The 17,544-nt window shown below is 66.8% G+C and carries 17 protein-coding genes; all 17 read left to right on the forward strand.

Annotated features, from left to right (window positions below):
• Positions 1 to 75: 75 nt before the first annotated feature.
• The 17 genes from P24_RS15180 (at position 76) to P24_RS15255 (ending at position 17,544) form a co-directional block, all read left to right on the forward strand.
• Complete coding sequence (locus P24_RS15180) at positions 76 to 810, forward strand: hypothetical protein (protein ID WP_008945624.1); 735 nt, start codon at positions 76 to 78, stop codon at positions 808 to 810.
• Between the two features lie 403 nt (positions 811 to 1,213).
• Positions 1,214 to 1,816, forward strand: a complete 603-nt coding sequence (locus tag P24_RS19405) for a DUF1441 family protein (protein ID WP_156816334.1) — start codon at positions 1,214 to 1,216, stop codon at positions 1,814 to 1,816.
• Positions 1,803 to 3,905 (forward strand): terminase gpA endonuclease subunit, encoded by a 2,103-nt coding sequence (locus P24_RS15190; RefSeq protein WP_008945626.1) that lies wholly within the window; start codon positions 1,803 to 1,805, stop codon positions 3,903 to 3,905. The genes P24_RS19405 and P24_RS15190 overlap by 14 nt, the downstream gene beginning before the upstream one ends.
• Positions 3,902 to 4,117 (forward strand): DUF6148 family protein, encoded by a 216-nt coding sequence (locus tag P24_RS15195; RefSeq protein ID WP_008945627.1) that lies wholly within the window; start codon positions 3,902 to 3,904, stop codon positions 4,115 to 4,117. Before P24_RS15190 ends, P24_RS15195 begins: the two co-directional genes overlap by 4 nt.
• Positions 4,117 to 5,781 carry a phage portal protein gene (locus P24_RS15200; protein ID WP_008945628.1) on the forward strand — a complete coding sequence of 555 codons (1,665 nt, stop codon included), beginning with the start codon at positions 4,117 to 4,119 and terminating at the stop codon, positions 5,779 to 5,781. Before P24_RS15195 ends, P24_RS15200 begins: the two co-directional genes overlap by 1 nt.
• Positions 5,778 to 7,223 carry a S49 family peptidase gene (locus P24_RS19410; RefSeq protein WP_008945629.1) on the forward strand — a complete coding sequence of 482 codons (1,446 nt, stop codon included), beginning with the start codon at positions 5,778 to 5,780 and terminating at the stop codon, positions 7,221 to 7,223. The genes P24_RS15200 and P24_RS19410 overlap by 4 nt, the downstream gene beginning before the upstream one ends.
• A gap of 85 nt (positions 7,224 to 7,308) precedes the next feature.
• Positions 7,309 to 7,698, forward strand: coding sequence for a capsid cement protein (locus P24_RS15210; RefSeq protein ID WP_008945630.1), 390 nt, complete (start codon positions 7,309 to 7,311; stop codon positions 7,696 to 7,698).
• A gap of 95 nt (positions 7,699 to 7,793) precedes the next feature.
• The gene (locus P24_RS15215; protein WP_008945631.1) at positions 7,794 to 8,732 is read left to right on the forward strand and encodes a major capsid protein; all 939 of its coding nucleotides are present in this window, start codon (positions 7,794 to 7,796) and stop codon (positions 8,730 to 8,732) included.
• Between the two features lie 88 nt (positions 8,733 to 8,820).
• Positions 8,821 to 9,162, forward strand: coding sequence for a hypothetical protein (locus tag P24_RS15220; RefSeq protein ID WP_008945632.1), 342 nt, complete (start codon positions 8,821 to 8,823; stop codon positions 9,160 to 9,162).
• A 4-nt stretch (positions 9,163 to 9,166) separates the two neighbouring features.
• The gene (locus P24_RS15225) at positions 9,167 to 9,481 is read left to right on the forward strand and encodes a head-tail joining protein (protein WP_008945633.1); all 315 of its coding nucleotides are present in this window, start codon (positions 9,167 to 9,169) and stop codon (positions 9,479 to 9,481) included.
• A 12-nt stretch (positions 9,482 to 9,493) separates the two neighbouring features.
• Positions 9,494 to 10,099, forward strand: coding sequence for a hypothetical protein (locus P24_RS15230; protein ID WP_008945634.1), 606 nt, complete (start codon positions 9,494 to 9,496; stop codon positions 10,097 to 10,099).
• Positions 10,100 to 10,108: 9 nt separating this feature from the next.
• Positions 10,109 to 10,564, forward strand: coding sequence for a hypothetical protein (locus P24_RS15235; protein WP_008945635.1), 456 nt, complete (start codon positions 10,109 to 10,111; stop codon positions 10,562 to 10,564).
• Between the two features lie 10 nt (positions 10,565 to 10,574).
• Positions 10,575 to 10,751 (forward strand): hypothetical protein, encoded by a 177-nt coding sequence (locus P24_RS20155; protein ID WP_156816335.1) that lies wholly within the window; start codon positions 10,575 to 10,577, stop codon positions 10,749 to 10,751.
• Positions 10,748 to 11,914 carry a hypothetical protein gene (locus tag P24_RS15240; RefSeq protein WP_008945636.1) on the forward strand — a complete coding sequence of 389 codons (1,167 nt, stop codon included), beginning with the start codon at positions 10,748 to 10,750 and terminating at the stop codon, positions 11,912 to 11,914. The genes P24_RS20155 and P24_RS15240 overlap by 4 nt, the downstream gene beginning before the upstream one ends.
• Positions 11,915 to 12,036: 122 nt before the next feature.
• Positions 12,037 to 12,837 (forward strand): hypothetical protein, encoded by an 801-nt coding sequence (locus tag P24_RS15245; protein ID WP_008945637.1) that lies wholly within the window; start codon positions 12,037 to 12,039, stop codon positions 12,835 to 12,837.
• Between the two features lie 35 nt (positions 12,838 to 12,872).
• The gene (locus tag P24_RS15250; RefSeq protein ID WP_040707971.1) at positions 12,873 to 13,052 is read left to right on the forward strand and encodes a hypothetical protein; all 180 of its coding nucleotides are present in this window, start codon (positions 12,873 to 12,875) and stop codon (positions 13,050 to 13,052) included.
• Positions 13,042 to 17,544 carry a phage tail length tape measure family protein gene (locus P24_RS15255; RefSeq protein ID WP_008945638.1) on the forward strand — a complete coding sequence of 1,501 codons (4,503 nt, stop codon included), beginning with the start codon at positions 13,042 to 13,044 and terminating at the stop codon, positions 17,542 to 17,544. Before P24_RS15250 ends, P24_RS15255 begins: the two co-directional genes overlap by 11 nt.

Raw genomic sequence — 17,544 nt, forward strand, 5'->3', positions numbered from 1 at the left:
TTATCGAGTTATCGAAGCGCCCTCCTTTAATATAAAAGTCAGCTTAAAGGGGGCGGTTTTGAGGGGGGTACGTATATGAATTCTCGATTACAGATAACAGCCGGGCGGAAGCTGGCCCCGCTGGGTGCGAAGGATGCGGCTTCTTCCTCGATCCGTTCGGCGGAGGCGGCGGGTTCGCCATCGGGTGCGACCGGGCCGGCCCGGAAGCTTCGCCAGATCACGGCGCGCGCCCTGCTGGAATGGACCTATCGCGATCAGTGCGCGGATCGGCTTGCCGATGCCGGGCTGATCGGGCCGGAGCGCGATGCCGCCGGGCTGGAGCCGCGCGGCAGCTCCGCCGATGGCGTCGCGGCCCTCATGCGGCGCGATGTGCTGGGGGTGCGGATCGATGGCGGGCCGGTCGGTGTATCGCCCAGGCTGCATCCCGATGCCGAGGCGGTGCATGATTTCGTGATCGCGGCGCTGCCCGGCCTGTCGCCCTGGATGATCCGCCATGCCCGCGCCGGCAGCTGCCCGGATTGGGGGCAGGCCATGCGGCCGCGCATGGAACCGGACTGGAAGGGCGAGCCGCGCCATGATGGCTTCGGCCGCCCGGTGCGCGGCAGCTATCGCATGATCTATGACGCGAACCGCAATCCAATCGCCTGCGCGGTGCAGCCCGCCGATCATGTGATCTATCGCGATGCGCTGCGGCAGGATTACCGCCGCTGGTATGATGGCGTTGCTGCTGTCTTCGCTGCCTTCCGGCATGGCGGGCTGGAGGCGCACCGGCTTTCCGGCATCGGTGCCGATCCCATGCCGTGGGAATGACCCTGCATCTGGTGTGCGGAAGGGTTACATCGGCTAAGTGTTGATTGTCGTTGACAATACGAAAATTCGTTGACAGAGTGAGTGCAGCCTAAAAAAGAACGCCCCTGGGGAAGCCCGGCGGGCGTTTTCTTTTTGGCCTGGTGTGCGGTGCACATCGCTACGCTTACGGGCGTTTCCTCCCATTCCAGACTTGACCCGCGCCGGCGATGGGCGGCGTGGCCGTGGCCGGCTCCAATCGGGGTGGTCGGGCTGGCCGCTTAGGCGGTCGCGCCGTCCTTCCCCGGCGCGGGTCCTTCTGGAAGCCCCCGAAGCGATGCGGTGCCGCAGCGCATTTCGTGAATGTGTTTCAAAAAAATCAAAGGGTTAGCTTCTTCTTCCGGTTCTTTTCTGCGGGGCGATGGTGATGAGCGAGAACGATATCCAGCCGGATGACGTGCGCTCCCTTCGCGAGGCGGCGCTGTTCTTCGGCGTGACGGCGAAGACGATGAGCGACTGGATCAGGCTTCAGGGCTGCCCGGTCGTGAAGGGCGGACAGCCCGGCGTGGCGTATGAAGTCAGTCTGCGGCAGGTTGCCGCCTGGCGCGACGGGCTGGAGGCGGAAGCCAAGGCGAAAGAGGAAGCCAAGGCGGAAGCCGACGCGCAACTCAAAATGGAGCTGCTGGGTACCGGCGCGCTGATCGATGGCGACGCCAGCGGCCGCCCGGTTTCCGCCCGTGACAAGAAAGCGTGGGTTGAGGCGGAAATCGCCCGCGCCCGCCTGGCGGAAATGCGCCGGGAGCTGGTGCCTGTGGAGGAAATCCGCGCGGCGCTGGTCGAGGCTATGGGCCAACTGCGCAACGGGTTGCTGGCCCTGCCGGATCGCATTGGCGAAAAGCTTGGGCTGGAGGAGGCCGATATCGCGCTGATCGCGGAGGAAATCCGCGCGTCGCTGTCCGATCTGGCCGATCAGGTCGAAGCCATGGAAGGCGATCTGTCGCCTGCCGAGGTGGCGCATGCTGCGGAGTGATCCGCTTCCCGACTGGCGTTCCGGCCGGTCGCTGGTGTCGCGGGCGATATCGGCGGCGATCCGCCCGCCGGTCGCGGTCACCGTGGCGGAGGCGGCGGAGCGTCACCGCTGGCTGGCGAAGCCGGGCAGCAAGACGCGCTGGCGGAATGCCACGACGCCTTACCTGGTCGAGCCGATGGAAGATGTTCTGTCGCGCTCGGTCGGCATGTCGGTGCTTATGGGACCGTCGCAGTTCGGCAAGACCGAGGTGCTGCTTAACGTCATCGGCCATGCGGTGAAATACCGCCCGTCCGATATCCTGCTGTTGCAGCCGGATAAGCAGCTCGCCATCGATTTTGGCGAACGGCGGCTGGAGCGCGAAATGATCGAGCCGTCGCCAGATTACCGGGCGGAGCTTGGCCCGTCGCGCAGCGATGACAAGCAGCTCGAAAAGACGTTCCGGTCAGGGATGAAAGTCACCCTGATCTGGCCGGTAAAGGGGCAGCTCGCCAGCCGCTCGGTCAAGATCGTGATCGTGGATGAGCGCGACCGGATCGATGACGATATCGGCGGCGAAGGCGATCCGGTCGAATTGCTGGGCCGCCGCACAACCTATTTCGGCAAGGACGGCAAGGTGCTGGTCGCCTCCAGTCCGGGCCGGGCCGATGGCAGCGGCATCCTGGCGTTGTGGCGTCGCGGCGATCAGCGATTGCTGGCGGTGCCGTGCCGCGAATGTGGCGAGTATTGGACGCCCGGTTTCGGGGAGGATCGCAAGCCTACCTTGTCGCACCTCTACCGGCCTGAAGGCTGCGATGAGGAAACGGCGCGGCGCGAAGCGCGCCTGGTGTGCCCGAATTGCGGTGGGCTGCATGGGGATCGCGACAAGCCGGCGCTGTTGGCGCGGGGTGTGTGGTGTCCGGTTGGCATGAATGTCGCGGCGGATGGCACGCTGTCCGGGCCGCGTCCGGAGGGGCGGGTGCGGAGCCGCTGGTTTCACGGCTTCCTTAATCCCTTCAAGCCGCTTGGCGATCTGGCTGCCGATCTGACGGCGGCGGAGGAGCTGTTCGCGCGGTCGGGTGACGAAACCGCCCTGCAGACGGTTCACAATACCGTCCTGGGTATCCCGTACCGCGCCGCCGCCGATGGGGCGGAGCCGCTGGTTGCAGATGATTTCGATGACCGGCGCGACGCCTATGCGTTGCGCACCGTGCCGGCCGGGGTCGCGTACCTGGTCGCGACGGTGGACGTGCAGGGCAACCGCTTCGCGGTGCTGGTGCGCGGCTTCGCGGCGGATGGCGAAAGCTGGGCTATCGACCGTTTCGACATTACCGCGCCGGCGCGCGGTGAGGGCGATATCCGCCCGGCGGAGCGGAGCGAGGATTGGCAAGAGCTGCTGCCGCGCGTGGTGCGCCGCGTCTATCCGCTGGCGGATCGGCCGGGCTGGGGAATGCCCGTCGCGGTGACCGTCATCGATACAGGCGGCATGGATGGCGTCAGCGACAAGGCGCGCGAATTCTGGATGTTCGCCCGGCGGAAGCGCGTGCCGGCCTTCCAGTTGATGATGATAAAGGGCGCGACGCTGACAACCGCGCCGATGGTCGGGCGCCCGACCTATGCCACGGTGGACGGCAAGCCGAACAAGCGGGCTTACCACTGGTGGATGCTCGGAACGCATGAGCTGAAGAATACGCTGTTCAACCGCCTGCACCGGCTGGAGCCGGGGCCGGGCGCGCTGCACTTCCCGGCCGCCTGGGAAAAAAGGTGGTTTGAGGAGCTGACGGCGGAGGAGAAGCGGAAGGGGCGCTGGGAGCGCATCCGCCGCGCCAATGAAAGCTGGGATTTGGAGGTTTACGCGCTTGCCGCCTCGCTGCGGCTGGCGCCGGAACGTATCGACTGGAGCAACCCGCCCGCATGGGCGCGGCCGGTCGAGATCGATACCGCGCGGGCGAAGAGCGGGGAGGGGGCCGGGACCGTCCCGGCGGCGGATGGTGCTTCGGCACCGTCCGCCCCTCCGGCGGTCGGCGCGGAGGGTGAAACGGTGGTGCGTGCCATGCCGGTACCGGCGGGGCGTGTGCGGCGGAAACGTGGTGTCAGAGGGCGGGTGCAATGAGCGCTGAATTGACGGAAGCCAAAGAGCAGCTTGCCGAATGGAAAAAGGCATCGCGCGCGCTGGCCAAAAACCAGTCTTACAGCATTGCCGGCCGCACCTATGTCCGGTCTGACGCCAGCCATGTGCTGCGGATGCTTGAATACTGGAAGCGGGAGGTTGAACAGCTTTCCCGCCGCCGCCGTGGCATCGGCTTCCGGAAGGCGGCCGTCTGATGCCGCGCTTTCGCCCTGCCGGCGGTCAGCCGGCCAAGCCCGCCATTCGCCGCACCCTGCTTGACCGCGCGGTTGGCATCGTGTCTCCGGCGGCGGAGCTGAACCGCATCCGCGCGCGCGCCGCTGTCGATATGGCGGCCTATTGGGGCGGCGGCGGGATGGGCGGCTATGAGGGGGCGTCGCGCACAAAGCGCAGCCTGGCAAGCTGGTTTACCCGCGCCCTGTCTGCGGATCAGGCGCTTTTGCCGTCGCTGCCGGAGCTGCGCAACCGCTCCCGCGATCTGGAGCGCAATTCGCCCATCGCGGGCGGCGCGATCAGCACGGTGGTTGACAATGTGGTGGGGGCCGGCCTTGTGCCCCTCCCGACCGTCGATGCCGCCTTTCTGAAAGGCGCGGTCGGCATGACCGAAACAGAGGCGGAGCAATGGGAGGCCGATGCCGCCCGGCTGTGGCGCCATGTCAGCGAAAGCGAGGATGTGGACGTTGAGCGTTCCGCCAATCACCTGCAGCAGCAAGAGCTGGTGTTGCGGGAGGTGCTGACGGCGGGCGATGTATTCCCGATCCGGCGCTATATCGAGCGCCCGTCGCGGCTGCTGGGCTTCACCGTGCAGCTTGTCGAAGGGGAGCGCTGTTGCAATCCGAATGGCGAGCCGGCGACGCATCGGCTGGCGGCGGGTGTGGAGTATGACGCGGACAGCGCGGCAATCGCCTATCACTTCCGCACCGGCACAATCGGAGATCCTGCCGCGCCGCAACGCTGGGTCCGGGTTCCGGCCCGCGACGATGCCACTGGCCTGTGGACGTGCCGGCGGCTGTTCGCGCCGAAACGGCCGGGGCAGCGCCGGGGCGTGCCGTACCTGGCGCCGGTAATCGAGACGATCAAGCAGCTTGATCGCTACAGCGAGGCGGAAATCATGGCGGCGGTCATGAACAGTTGCTTCGCCATCGTGATGAAGTCTCCCACCGGGGAGGGGTCCGCCGGCCTCGATCCGCTGTCCGGCGGTGAGGATGCGTCGGTTACCGACCGGGGGGAGATCGTACTTACCGAGGCCGGCACCATCGTTGACCTTGGCGAGAATGAGGAAATCCAGGGCTTCAATGCGGCCCGGCCGAACAGCAACTTCGATCCGTTCTATTCGGCCATGGTCAAGCAGATTGGCGTTGGCCTGGGTATCCCGTTCGAAGTTCTGATGAAAAGCTTCAACTCCTCCTACACCGCGTCGAAAGGCGCGCTGGAGGTGGCATGGCAGATGTTCCGGAGCCGTCGCGCCTGGCTGGTGCGGGGCTTCTGCCATCCCTGCTATGAGGCGGCGATTACCGAGGCGGTTGCCTCCGGCCTGCTGATCGCGCCCGGTTATTTCGATCATCCGCTGATCCGCGCGGCCTATCTGGGGGCGCAGTGGATTGGCCCGTCGCAGCCGATCCTTGATGAGGTCAAGGCGGCAACGGCGGCCGAAAAGCGCATCAACATCGAAATCTCGACGCGCTCCAGCGAGGCGGCGGCACGCGGCGGGGATTATCGACAGATACACCAGCAGCGCGCGCGGGAGGAGAAGGCGCGCCGCGAAGCCGGGCTGGCGATGGCGGATGCGTCCGCACCGGCGGCGGCGGCACTGCCGGCCGTGCCGGATGATGAGGATGAGGAAGGGAGGGGCAATCAATGAATGCCTTGGATTTTGTACTCGCGGAACCTTGGGCGATTACCGAGGATTACTTGCGGGCCATCCTCGCAATCGCCAGCCGGGACATGAATGCGGAGCTGGAAGCCCTGCAGGCCAAGGCCGGCAAGCCCCTGATGAATACCCGCGCCGTCACGGTGCGGGATGGCGTTGCCGTCATCCCCGTTGTGGGGCCGATGTTCCCGCGCGCCAATCTGTTTACCGAGGTATCGGGCGCCACCTCCTATGAGGTGCTGGCGACAGATTTCAATCGGGCGCTGGAGGATGGCAGCGTGCGCGCCATCGTCACCACCTGGTCAACGCCCGGCGGTGCGGCGGAGGCGGTTAACGAGCTGGCGGGCATGATCCATGGCGCGCGAGGCCGGAAGCCGATTGCCGCCTATGTCGGCGGCAGCGCCGCATCGGCGGGCTATTGGCTGGCGTCTGCGGTCGAACCGGGCTTGCTGGTCATGGATGCTACCGCGACGGTCGGCTCTATCGGTGTGATGGGAACCTACATCGATACCCGCGAGCGCGATGCGCGCGCCGGGGTGAAGGAAGTGCGCTTCATTTCATCGAATGCGCCGGACAAGAACCGCGATCCGATCAGCGATCCGGAAGGCGCTGCCCTGGTACAGCGCCGCGTTGATGCGCTGGAGGCGGTCTTTATCGAGACGGTCGCCCGCAACCGGGGTGTCACGGTGGAAAAGGTGAAGGCTGATTTCGGTCGCGGCGATGTGATCGTCGGTCGCGCCGCTGTCGATGCGGGCATGGCGGATAGCCTTGGCTCGCTGGAAGGGCTGATCGCCAGCCTGAAGGATGGGGGGCGGTCGTTCCCCGGATACCGGCCGTCCGGGTCTGCCCCGGCGGCGGGCGCCACTCAAGAGGAGAAGAACATGCCAAACGAGAACACGATTACCACGGAAGCGGCCCTGCGCGCCGCCTATCCGGACATGGTGTCCGGCATCGAAAAGGCGGCGGGTGCTTCCGCTCTGGCCTCGGTGTCCACCGTCGATCAGTTGAAGGCGGGTTTCCCGTCGCTGGTCGCCTCGGTCGAGAAGGATGCGAAGGATGCGGCGGTGAAGGATGAGCGCGCCCGCCTGATCGCTATCGATGATGCGACGCTGCCGGGGTGTGAGGCGCTGGCCAAGGAAGCCAAGGAAACCGGCCTTTCCGCCGCTGATTTCAGCCTCAAGCAGACTTCTGCCATCAAGGCCAAGGGCGCGGATGCGCTGAAGTCCATTCAGGCTTCGGCAGCGCCGGCGGTTGATACCGGCAAGCCGGGTACGGGCGATGCGCCCGGCACTGCTTCCCCGGCGAATGCCAGGCAGATTTCTGACCGCATCGCGGCCATCGTCGCCAGCGAAAAGCAGGCCGGCCGCACGATCAGCTATGCCGATGCGGCTGGCCGGGCGGCGGATGAGTTCAAGGCGGCCGCTGCCGGCTGATCGGGCCGGCTGCTGTCGTCGGGGTTAGCCCCTGCCGCATGGTGCGGCCGGGGTGGCGTGTGATGAAAAGAGGAGGGGCCGGGTCATGAACCAGGGCTTGATTAAGACCTACAATGCGGGCGGCGCCATCGCCGCCAACACCATTCTCGCTGTCAGCGATGCCGACTATGAGGTGGTGCAGGCGTCTGCCGCTACGGACGATATGGTCGGGGTGTGTATCTCCCCGAAGGGCGCTGCCTCCGGCGGCCGTGTCGATGTGCAGATCGACGGGATCGCCCTGGTGAAGTTCGGGGATACCGTCGCGCGCGGCAAGCCGGTGACGGCCGATGCCAATGGCAAGGCGGTCTTGGCGGAGCCGGCGGCGGCGGTCAATGTGCGGATCATCGGCTATGCCGAGATCAGCGCCGTTGATGGCGATATCGCGCCGGTGCGCCTGGCGCCGGGCTATCTGCAGGGCGAGGGCAACGCCGCCTGATCCTGACTGACTGCCGCCGCCTGTCTGGCGGTGGATTTTCTGGCCGCCCCCCTTGAACGGGAATGGGCGGTTTTTTCGTTCAAGGGGTGTCGATCATGAATGATGCAGCTTTTCCCATCGATCCGGTGTTGACCGGTATCGTCATCGCGTACCGCAACCAGCGCTATATTGCCGATATGGTGCTGCCGCGCCTCGATCCTCCTTTGGCCAAGAAGGAATTCAAGTGGGGCAAGTGGGACCTGTCGCAGGGTTACACCATCCCCAACACGCTGGTCGGCCGGAAGGGTGTGCCGACCGAGGTGGAATTCACCGGCACCGAGGAAAGCGCGATGTGCCTGGATTATGGCCTGGATGATCTGGTGCCGTATGACGACGAAAAGCAGGCCGCCGGGTCCGGCTTCGCCCCGGTGCGCAAGGCGGCGGAAAGCCTCTATGACCTGGTGCTTCTCGACCGGGAGAAGCGCGTCGCGGATGCGGTGTTCAATGCCGCGACCTATCCGACCGGCAACAAGGCGACGCTCTCCGGCTCGACGCAGTGGAGCCATGCCGACAGCGATCCGATTACCGCCGTTCTGACGGCGATGGATGCCATGCTGATCCGGCCGAACAAGATGGTTCTGGGCCGGCAGGTCTATACCAAGTTCCGCACGCATCCGAAGGTGGTTGCCGCCGTCAACCCGTCCGGCGCCGCTTCCGGTGTCGCCAGCAAAGAAGCCATCGCCGATCTGCTGGAGCTGGAGGATATCATCGTCGGTGAAGCCTTCTTCAATGCCGCCAAGCCGGGGCAGGCGATGAGCCGTACCCGCACCTGGGGTAAGCATGCCGCGCTGATCTACAGCGACGGTCTGGCGGATAACGAGAATGGCCGCGTTACCTTCGGCTTCACCGCGCAGTATGACACGCCCGTCTCCGGTTCCATCCCGGAGCCGAAACGCGGCCTTCGCGGGTCGGAGCGGGTGCGCTCCGGGGAAAGCGTGAAGGAAGTGATCTGCGCGCCGGACGTGGGGTACTTCTTCGAAAACGCCATCGCCTAAGCGCGCTGGCATCGGCAATCGACGGGCCGGCCATCCCTGACGGGGTGGCCGGCTTTCTGTTTTTCAGTCTCGGAAAGAGGGCAAGATCATGAGCGATCCGAACACCACGCAGCCGGCACCGGATGCCGGCGCTACGCAGGCCGTGCAGGATGCCGCTGCCGCGCAGCCCAAGGAAAAGAAGGGCGGCAAGTCCGCCATCGCCAAGGCCGAGGGTCCGCGCGACTACATCACCACGCGCCTGGTGCAGCATGATGATGAGGATTATCCGGAGGGCGATACCATCCGCCTGACGGAAAAGCAGGCCGGGCCGCTGCTGGCCTGCGGTGCCATCCTCGACGCTGCCGAGGTCGAGGCGGCGGAAAAAGCCGCTGCCGATGCCAAGGCGGAGAAGCTGGCGGAGTCCGCCGCGCGCCGCAAGGGCGGCAAGTAATCCCATGCCTATCGACTTCGCGGCCGATCTGGAAGCGATGTTCGACCTGGAAGCCTTCGGCGTGCCGGCCTCCTACCAGCCGGCAGCCGGGGGCGATCCGGTGTCCATCGTCATCCTGCTGGATACTCCGGACATGGATACCCATGCGGCCGGGATGCGAGTGCTGGCGGAGGGCCGCCTTGCGCATATCCAGCAAGCCGAGATCGCGCTGCCGGTGCGGGGCGATCAGCTTACCGCGCTGGGAAATGTCTATGACGTGCGGGAGCGGCGCCTGTCGGATGACGGGCTGCTGTGGACCGTCGAGCTGGTCGAGGTCTGACGGATGAGCGGCATGCGCATCACCGCTGCCCTGTCCGGCCGGCTGGCGCAGGAAATGCGCGCGGAGGCCGCCCATGTTGCGGAGGCTGTGCATAGCAGCGTGACGGGCGAAACGACTGCCGTGCAGCTCCGCGCGCGCGGGCTGGTGGATGCCGCCCTGCCGCCGCGTGCCGGCAGCCGGCGCAAGCCGTCCAATGCCATCCGGCAGAAAATCTATAATGACGGGCCGGGCCGGGTGCGCGGCATCGTCTATTCGAAATTCGGGCGCCGCGAAGGCGGGCGCTTTGTCGATTACCTGAAGCCGCATGTCGATGGCGCGGATATCCGCCCCCGCGCCGGCAGCTTCATGGTGCTGCCGGTCAAGGGGCAGTCGCGCCGCATGGACCGCATCCGCCGCGATCTTGGCCGGCTGGGGGAAGACCCGAAGCTGGCGTTGATCCCGGTGTCCGGCGGCCGCTTCGTCTTCGTCCGGCGTGCCAGCCGCAACCGCACCGTCCTGCTGGCCTGGCTGGTGCGCGGCGTCCGCATCGATCCGAAGCTGAATTTCAGGCCGCTGGAGCAATCCGCTGCTTCCGGCCTTGCGCGCCGCCTCTCCGCCGATCTGGCGAAGCCGGCATAGGAGAAGCCCATGCCCGATCCTGTCAGCATCCGCGAACGCTGCCTTGCCGCCGTCGCCACGATCCTTGCCGGTGTGGCGGAGGATGAGGGCGCGAAGTTTCTGCGCAATCCGGATTTCCAGCTATCGCGGGCCGATGCGCCGGTCATCGTGATGATGGATGGGGATGAGCGCGCGGAGGATGACGAAACCGGGCTGTTGAGCGTGGTGATCGATGTTGCCGTTGGGCTGCTGATCGCCTTCCGGAGCCATGCGGAGGTTGGGCCGGGCCTGTCTGAATGGCGCGCGAAAGTGCGCCTGGCGATGGCGGCCGATCCCTCGCTTGGCGGCATTGCCCGCCATGTCCGCTATGTCGAGGCGTCCGGGGTGGATGTCCCCGATCAGCCGGGCGGCAAGCCGCTGGCGGGGCTGGTGCTGGGTTTCGAAATCGAGACGCAGGAAGCCGAACACGATCCTTACGCGCAATAGGAGGCGTGCCATGCAAAGGAAAGCCCCGCGTGTGCGGGAAGCATCGCCGCGTGTCGCGGCGGTGGCACCGCATCGCCTGCCCGATGGGGCGGCGGCGCGGCCGGGACCGGCGGCCCTGTCGGCCGTAGGGGAGAAGGTGAAACAGCGCCGGCGCGGCCGTCGCAAGGTTGAGGAGAAAAAGGGATGAGCAGTTTCCGGACCAAGAATGTCATCACGGCCGCCAAGGTGCAGGCGGAGGTCGGCACCGATGCCGCCCCCACCGTGGGGGATGACGCCTTCCTGTGCGAGGCGGTGTCCGCCAATCCGAGTTTCGAAAACGAGGATACCGACGAAAGCACCGGCGTCCTGGATGACCGGCCGTCCATTGCCGGCGGCGGCTTCCGCCCCTTCGATACCACCGTGCATCTGAAGGGCAGCGGCAGCGCCGGCACCGCGCCGGAATTCGCCGCGCTGCTGATCGGCTGCGCCATGGCGGAATATCTGCTGGCGGCCGATCTGGTCGGCACCGCGACGGCGGGCACCTCCTCGACGGTCAGCGTGCCGGACATTACCGGCGTGCGCGCCGGCATGGTGCTGGAAATCACGGACGGCACCGGCGAAGGCCAGCGCCGCGTGATTACCGGCGTGACGGCGGGTGTCAATCCGGCGGGCGTGCTGGCGGTCTATCCGGATTTCGAAACCGATCCGGACGAAACCAGTGAGATCACGGTGCGCGCCTGCGCACTCTATGTCCCGGCGTCCACCAGCCTGAAGAACATCACGCTGCGCCGGTGGCAGAAAGACAGCGCCGGCGGCAATTCGAAGCTGACCAGCATTGTCGATGCGGCGGGTACGGCGAATTTCACCTTCGCGCCGCGCGTCACCGGCAAGTGCCAGTTCCAGATGCGCGGCCGCCTGTCGGCGCCGACCGATGTTGCCGATCCCGGCGCGCCGTCGCTGACTTCCGTTCGGCCGGTGGCTCTGGTGGGCGCGGAAATCTTCCTGGGGGGCGTCGCCACGCGCTTCAACCAGCTGACCTTCAACCTGGGCGCGACGGTCGATCAGCAGGACGATCCCTCGGATGCCTATGGCTATGGCGAGGCCGGGGTGACGCGGCGCCGCATGGAAGGCCGCATCAACCCGCCGATGGCCCTGCAATCGGTGCGCAACGCCTTCGCGTCCTGGCTGAACGGCACGACGCAGGCTTTCTGGCTGAATTACGGGCCGGCCGCCGGCAACCGGATCAGCCTCTACGCGCCGGAGCTGGTCTATACCGGAGACGAAGACGAGGACGTGCGCGGCTTCGCGCATTCCGGCCTGCCCTTCCGCGCCGGCGGGCAGGATAGCGGCGTCCATATCTGCTTCTGGTAAGCGCCTCTCTTAAGCGCTTCTCCTAAGCGCCTCACTGGGGCGCATCAACCGCGAAAGGGCGGGGGCTTCGGCTCCCGCCCTTTTTTCTGTTCCGGCCTCCCCGAACATCAAGGAAATCCCCGATGTCCACTTCTCCCGCTTCCATCCTCTCCGATCCGGCAAAGCCGGTCCCGATGATCCCGTCCGATCAGGTGCGATTGCCTGTCAGGGATCGCATCACCTACTGGCTGCGCCTGCCGACCGTGACGGATCGTGTCGCCTTCCCGCGCGAGGTCGCGGAGGCCGGCGGGATCAACCACAGCAATGATGTGATGCTGGCGGCGCTGGTTGATGGCGTGAAACAGATCATGCCAAACCATGCGGCGGAGCAAGCCCGGCTGCTGGAGATCATCGCGGAACAGCGTGCGAAGGCGGATGAGTTCGGGCGGCGCATCCTGTCGCGGGAGCTGGATTTTGAGGCTGATCCCGCCGGCTTCATGGCGGCGATGGCGGCTACCGGCCCATCCTCCGCGATAAAGGAAATCGAAGCCGTTGTTCAACGGCATTGGGCGCATTATCGCGGCCTGATAGCGGATCGCGAAACCTACCCGCTGGTGCGCGGCCTGGTCGCGGCGCGTCTGTTCCTGACCGGCTGGGACAATATGCCCGGCCGTGACGGAAAGCCCGTCGCCTTCCCCGATCCGGTGCCGCCCGGCGGCGTGCCGGATGATCTGCTATCCCTGCTGCCCTCCGCCCATCTGGTCGAGATCGGGCAGGAAATCCAGCGGCTCCTGGAGCCTTCGGGGCACCTCCTAAAAAACTTGCAATCGCCGTCTGGTGGGGGCTTCGGCCGGCGGACTTCGAAGGCGGCGAAGCCGCGACAGCGGAAAGCCCCCTTGAAGGCGACTGGTGGGAAGAGCCGGAAATCGGCGTCTCCCGCCTGACCATCCATCCGAAACACCTCCTGTCCCCGGAGGAGGTGGAAATCCAGCGGCTTTATTTCGCCACGCGCGGCGGCCTTGCCGGCCCCGGCCCGCTGCCCTTCCGGGGCGGCTGGGCCGATCAGCCGGCGGCGCTGATGCGCTGTCTCGATCACATGCGCGGCGTCGAAGCACGGCTTCGCCCGCCCGATAAATCCGGGAAATCAGATGAGCGCTGACAGGGCCATTTACATCCGGCTTGGGGTGCAGGATGCCGACAAGGCCATGTCTGCGCTCAACCGCGTCGGGCTGACCGGCGAAGCCTCGCTGCAGCGCGTGGCGAAGGCTTCCGCCCCGGCCTCCGCCGCGCTGCGCGGCGTCGATCAGGCGTCGCAGGCGGTGCAGGGCAGCCTTGCCGGCATGGCCGGCCGTCTGGGGGCTGTCGGCACCGGCCTTGCTGCCATTCATCCGGCGGCGATGCTGGCGGCGGCGGGTGTCGCGGCTGTCAGCCTGTCCCTGTCCAAGGGCGTCAAGGATGCGGCGGAGGCGGAAAAGCAGCTCCTCCGCGTCGAAGGCGTGCTGCGCGCCACCGGCAATGCCAGCGGTCAGACGGTCGCGGGTATCGAAAGCATGGCGCAGCAGATGCAGCGCACGCGGCTGGTGACGGCGGGGGAGGTGCGGGAGGCATCGGCCGCGCTGGCCACCTTCAAGTCTGTGACCGGGGATACGTTCGGCACCGCGATCCGCCTGGCGCAGGATATGGGTGCCGTGATGGGCGGCAACCTGACCAGCAATATCGCGCAGCTTGGCCGGGCGCTGGAAGATCCTATCCAGGGTGTCAGTGCCCTGCGGGAACGCGGCATATCCCTGAATGTCGTGCAGATGGAAATGATCCGCGGCTTCGTCGAGAGCGGGGAGAAGGCGAAGGCGCAGGCGGTCATTCTGGATGAGATCGCCAAGCAGGTTGGCGGCGCTGGTGAGCGTGAGGCGAGCGGTTCTCTTGTCGGTGCCTATAAGGCGGCGGCGGTCGCTGTTGGCGAGTTCCTGGAGACGGCCGCTTCGCAAACCGGCGCGCTGGAGGGGTTGAAATCTCTTTATCGCGGCGTCGCGGATGAGGTCGATGGGCTGACCCTGCGCATTGGCGGCGGCAGTCAGGATGCGCGTGAGGGCTTCCTTGCCCGCAATCTGGAGGAGGGTGAGAAGCGCCTCGCTTCCCTGTCCGCTGAATTGCAGCGGCTCCAGGATGATGGCGCCTTCGCGGCACAAATCCGCAACCAGCAACAGCGTGTCGAGGCGGAGCGTCAGGCTGTCGCGGAGCTGCGCAAGGAATATGAGGATTTTCTGGCTGTTAAGGGCGGCGATGAGAGCAAGGCCGCCGCTGAAGCCGCCGCCGCTGCCGCTGCCCGCGATGCCGCCGCGCAGGAAGCCCGCGCCGCCGCCCTGGCGAAGTTCGCGGAGGTGCAGCAGCGCAGCATCGAGCTTGCCGGTATCGAGACGCGGGAGCGGGAGAAGCTTGCCGCTGCCGACAAGGCGGAAGCCGATCTGAAAAAAGAGCTTGCCAAGGTGCAGGCGGCTGCCAGTGCGGAGGAGATTGCCGCCGCCCGCGCCCGCGCCGTCGCGGAGGTCGAGGCGAAACAGGCTTTGGAAGATGCCGGCAAGGCGGAGGATGAGCGCCGCCGGCGGGCGGAGAAGGCGCAACAGGAAGCCGCCAAGGAAGCCGAGAAGCGGCGCGATGCGGTCGCGGCCATTGAAGGGCAGATTGCCGGGCTGGCGGATGAGCGCGCGCAGCTCGAAATGACGGATCGCGAGCGGGCAATCCATGTCGAGCTTCTCCGCGCGGAGGAGATCGCGCGCAAGGCCAACATCGCCCTGACGGCCGAACAGGAAAAGCGCATCCGGGAGGAAACCGGCGCGCTCTATGACCGGAACGCCGCGAAGGAAAAGCAGGCGGAGCTTGACCGGGATGTGAAGCGCAAGGCCGATGAGGCCGCCCGGCAGGTTGAGCGCGCGGTTGAACATTCCACCGGCCGCATTGTCGATTTCACGGCCGATGCCTTTGACCGGCTGCTGTCCGGCACCAGCGGCAGCGTGCGGGAGATCGCGAACGATCTGCTGGCCGTCATGCGCCGAACCTTCGCGCAGATTGCGGCGGAGGCTGTCATCCGCCCGTCTGTCGAAGGGGTCATCACCTCCGCCCTGTCCGGCGGCATGCCGCGTGTCGGGGCGGGTGGTGGCGCGTCCGGCGGCGCCGGTGTCGGGATCAGCGATCTTTTCAGCATCGGCAATCTGTTGTCCGGCGGCGGCATTCTTGGCGCCGGCGGACAGGCCATGGTGGGTAATGCCGCCCTGTCGCTGGGCTTCGGGCCGGGCATGGCGAATGCTGCGATTGACGCGGTGAATTTCAGCCCGTGGGGCGTTGTCGGTTCCCTGGGGGCGCGTCTGCTGGGGCTGGGCGGCGGCATCGGCGGCACCATCGGGGGCATCGGCGGCAGCCTTGCCGGTGGTGCGGCGGGCGCGGCCTGGCTTGGCCCGATGCTGGGGGCGGCCGGCGGGCCGGTGGGGGCGGTTATCGGCGCCTTCCTGGGGACGGCGCTGGGCGGGCTGTTCGGCAGTCAGCCATCCGATTACACGGCCTCTTTCCAGGGCATGCTTAATGGCCGGGTCCGTCCTACCGAGGATGGCGCGAACGAGGAGACACGCGCCGCCCGCGACGAATTGCAGGGCATCGTGATGTCCGCCATCGGTCAGTTGACGCAGATGACCGGCGGCCGGCTGTCGGATAATCTGTACATTGACAGCGCCATCGGCTCCCGCGACGGCTCCCGCTTCTGGCTCTATCGCACGATGGAAGACCTTTTCGGGCAGCCCGCAAGCGCCCGGCCGGAGGCCATCGCCAGCGGCACCTATGGCAGCCCGGAGGAAATGGTTGCGGGCCTGCTGGAGGCCATCGTCGGCACGCTGGAGGATGTGCCGGACGATCTGCGCGAAAAGCTTGCCCGCGTCTCCTTCGATGATCTGGAGCAAGGCTTTGGCGATGTCGATCTGATTACCCGCTTCGATAAAATCTTCCAGGCGGCGGAGCCGGTCGGGCAGATGGAAACGGGTATCCGCTCGCTCTATGCCGCCTTTGAGGATGCCAGCGAGCGGGCGGAGCGGCTGGAGCTGGATGTCGCCAGCGTTGGCGATCAGTTCCAGGATGCGCTGTCCCGGCTGTTCACCGGGGAGGCTTCGCCCGGCGTCTATGCCACGGCCTGGCGGCAGCTCAATGAGGCTATCGAGGCGACAAACGAGGAGGCCGAACGGCTTGGCCTGACCCTGGATAGCAGCATCGTGCAGGCGATGCAGGAAACGCGCGGGCGGCTGCGCGCGGAGCTGTCCGGCAATCTGGATGCCGCGATCAATGACGCGCGGGGCAATGGCTTCCTCAATCAGGCGGCGGGCTTCGTCGCGCAGTTCTCCGCCAATGTCGCGGAGCTGGAGGCGGTAGGGCTGCCGGCGGCCAAGGCGACGGAGCTGCTGTCCCTGCAGCTTGCCGGGCTGTTTGCCGGCCTGTCACCGGATCAGGCCGCCGCCCTGCGCGCGGAGCTTGACCGGCTGGGGGTCAGCCTCGACGCCACCACGGCCAAGGCGGCATCCGATGCGGCCATGCTGGCGGGGCTGGAGGGGGAGGTTACGCGCACGCGCAATGCCTATCTGGCGGCCCTGCAGCAGGAAGCGGTGGAGCTGGAGGATCAGGAACGCGCCTGGCGTGGGCTGGCTGTCAGCATGCGCAATGCGCGGCTGTCGCTGCTGACCGATCCGCAACTCTCCCCGCTTGGCCCGGCGGCGCAGTATGCCGAGGCGCGGGCGCAGTTCATCGCCACGCGCGATGCCGCCCTTGGCGGGGATGAGGAGGCGGCCGGCCGGCTGGAGGATGTCAGCCGGCGCTTTCTGGAGATCAGCCAGTCCTACCATGCCGATCAGGCCGCCTTCCGGGCGGATTTCGACCTGGTGCAGGCGGCGATGCGGGATACCGAGGATGCGGCGCGCCGCATTGCGGATCGGGCGCTGGAGCTGCTGGCGGTGCAGCGCGATCAGCTTGCCAGCATGGGCGTGCTGATCGATGAGACGCGGAGCATTGCCGAGGCGCTGGCGGAATATCAGGCGGCCGTGCTGGCGCTGGCGGCCGGGAAGTCGGGGGCTGGTGTTGGCGGCGGAGCCGGGAGCATCACCTATGCCGATACCGGCTATCAGCGATCCGCCGATGATCTTATCCATGGTGTGGACCGTGCCACGCGCGATGCCATCCTGCTGTCGCTTGGCCAGACAACCGCCGGCGGTGGGGCGGTGCAGGCGCGCATCGCCAGCGATCCCGCCTTCGCGGCCGATTACCGGCAAGCGCTGATCGATGCCGGCGGCCTGCCGGGCTTCGCCTATGGCGGGATCAGCCGGGGGCCGCAAATCGCCATGGTGTCGGAAGGGCCATACAGCGCGGAGGCGCATGTGCCGCTGCCAGACGGGCGCAGCATCCCGGTGACGGTCAGCAATGGCGGTGTCGGTGGTGACGCTGTAGCGCGCGAGGTGGCGCGCAGCGGTGCCGACACGGTCGCGGCCGTGGGGGAGGTCGCGGACGCGGTTGCGGCGCTGGCCGGCATCGTCGGGCGGCTGGTGGCGGAGAACAGCAATCTGGCGAAAGAGGTGCAGCGTCTTGCCCTGCGGCCGCTGCCGGCGCCTGCAACCGGGAAGCTGTAA

The organism is Oceanibaculum indicum P24, assembly GCF_000299935.1.
Classification (GTDB): domain Bacteria; phylum Pseudomonadota; class Alphaproteobacteria; order Oceanibaculales; family Oceanibaculaceae; genus Oceanibaculum; species Oceanibaculum indicum.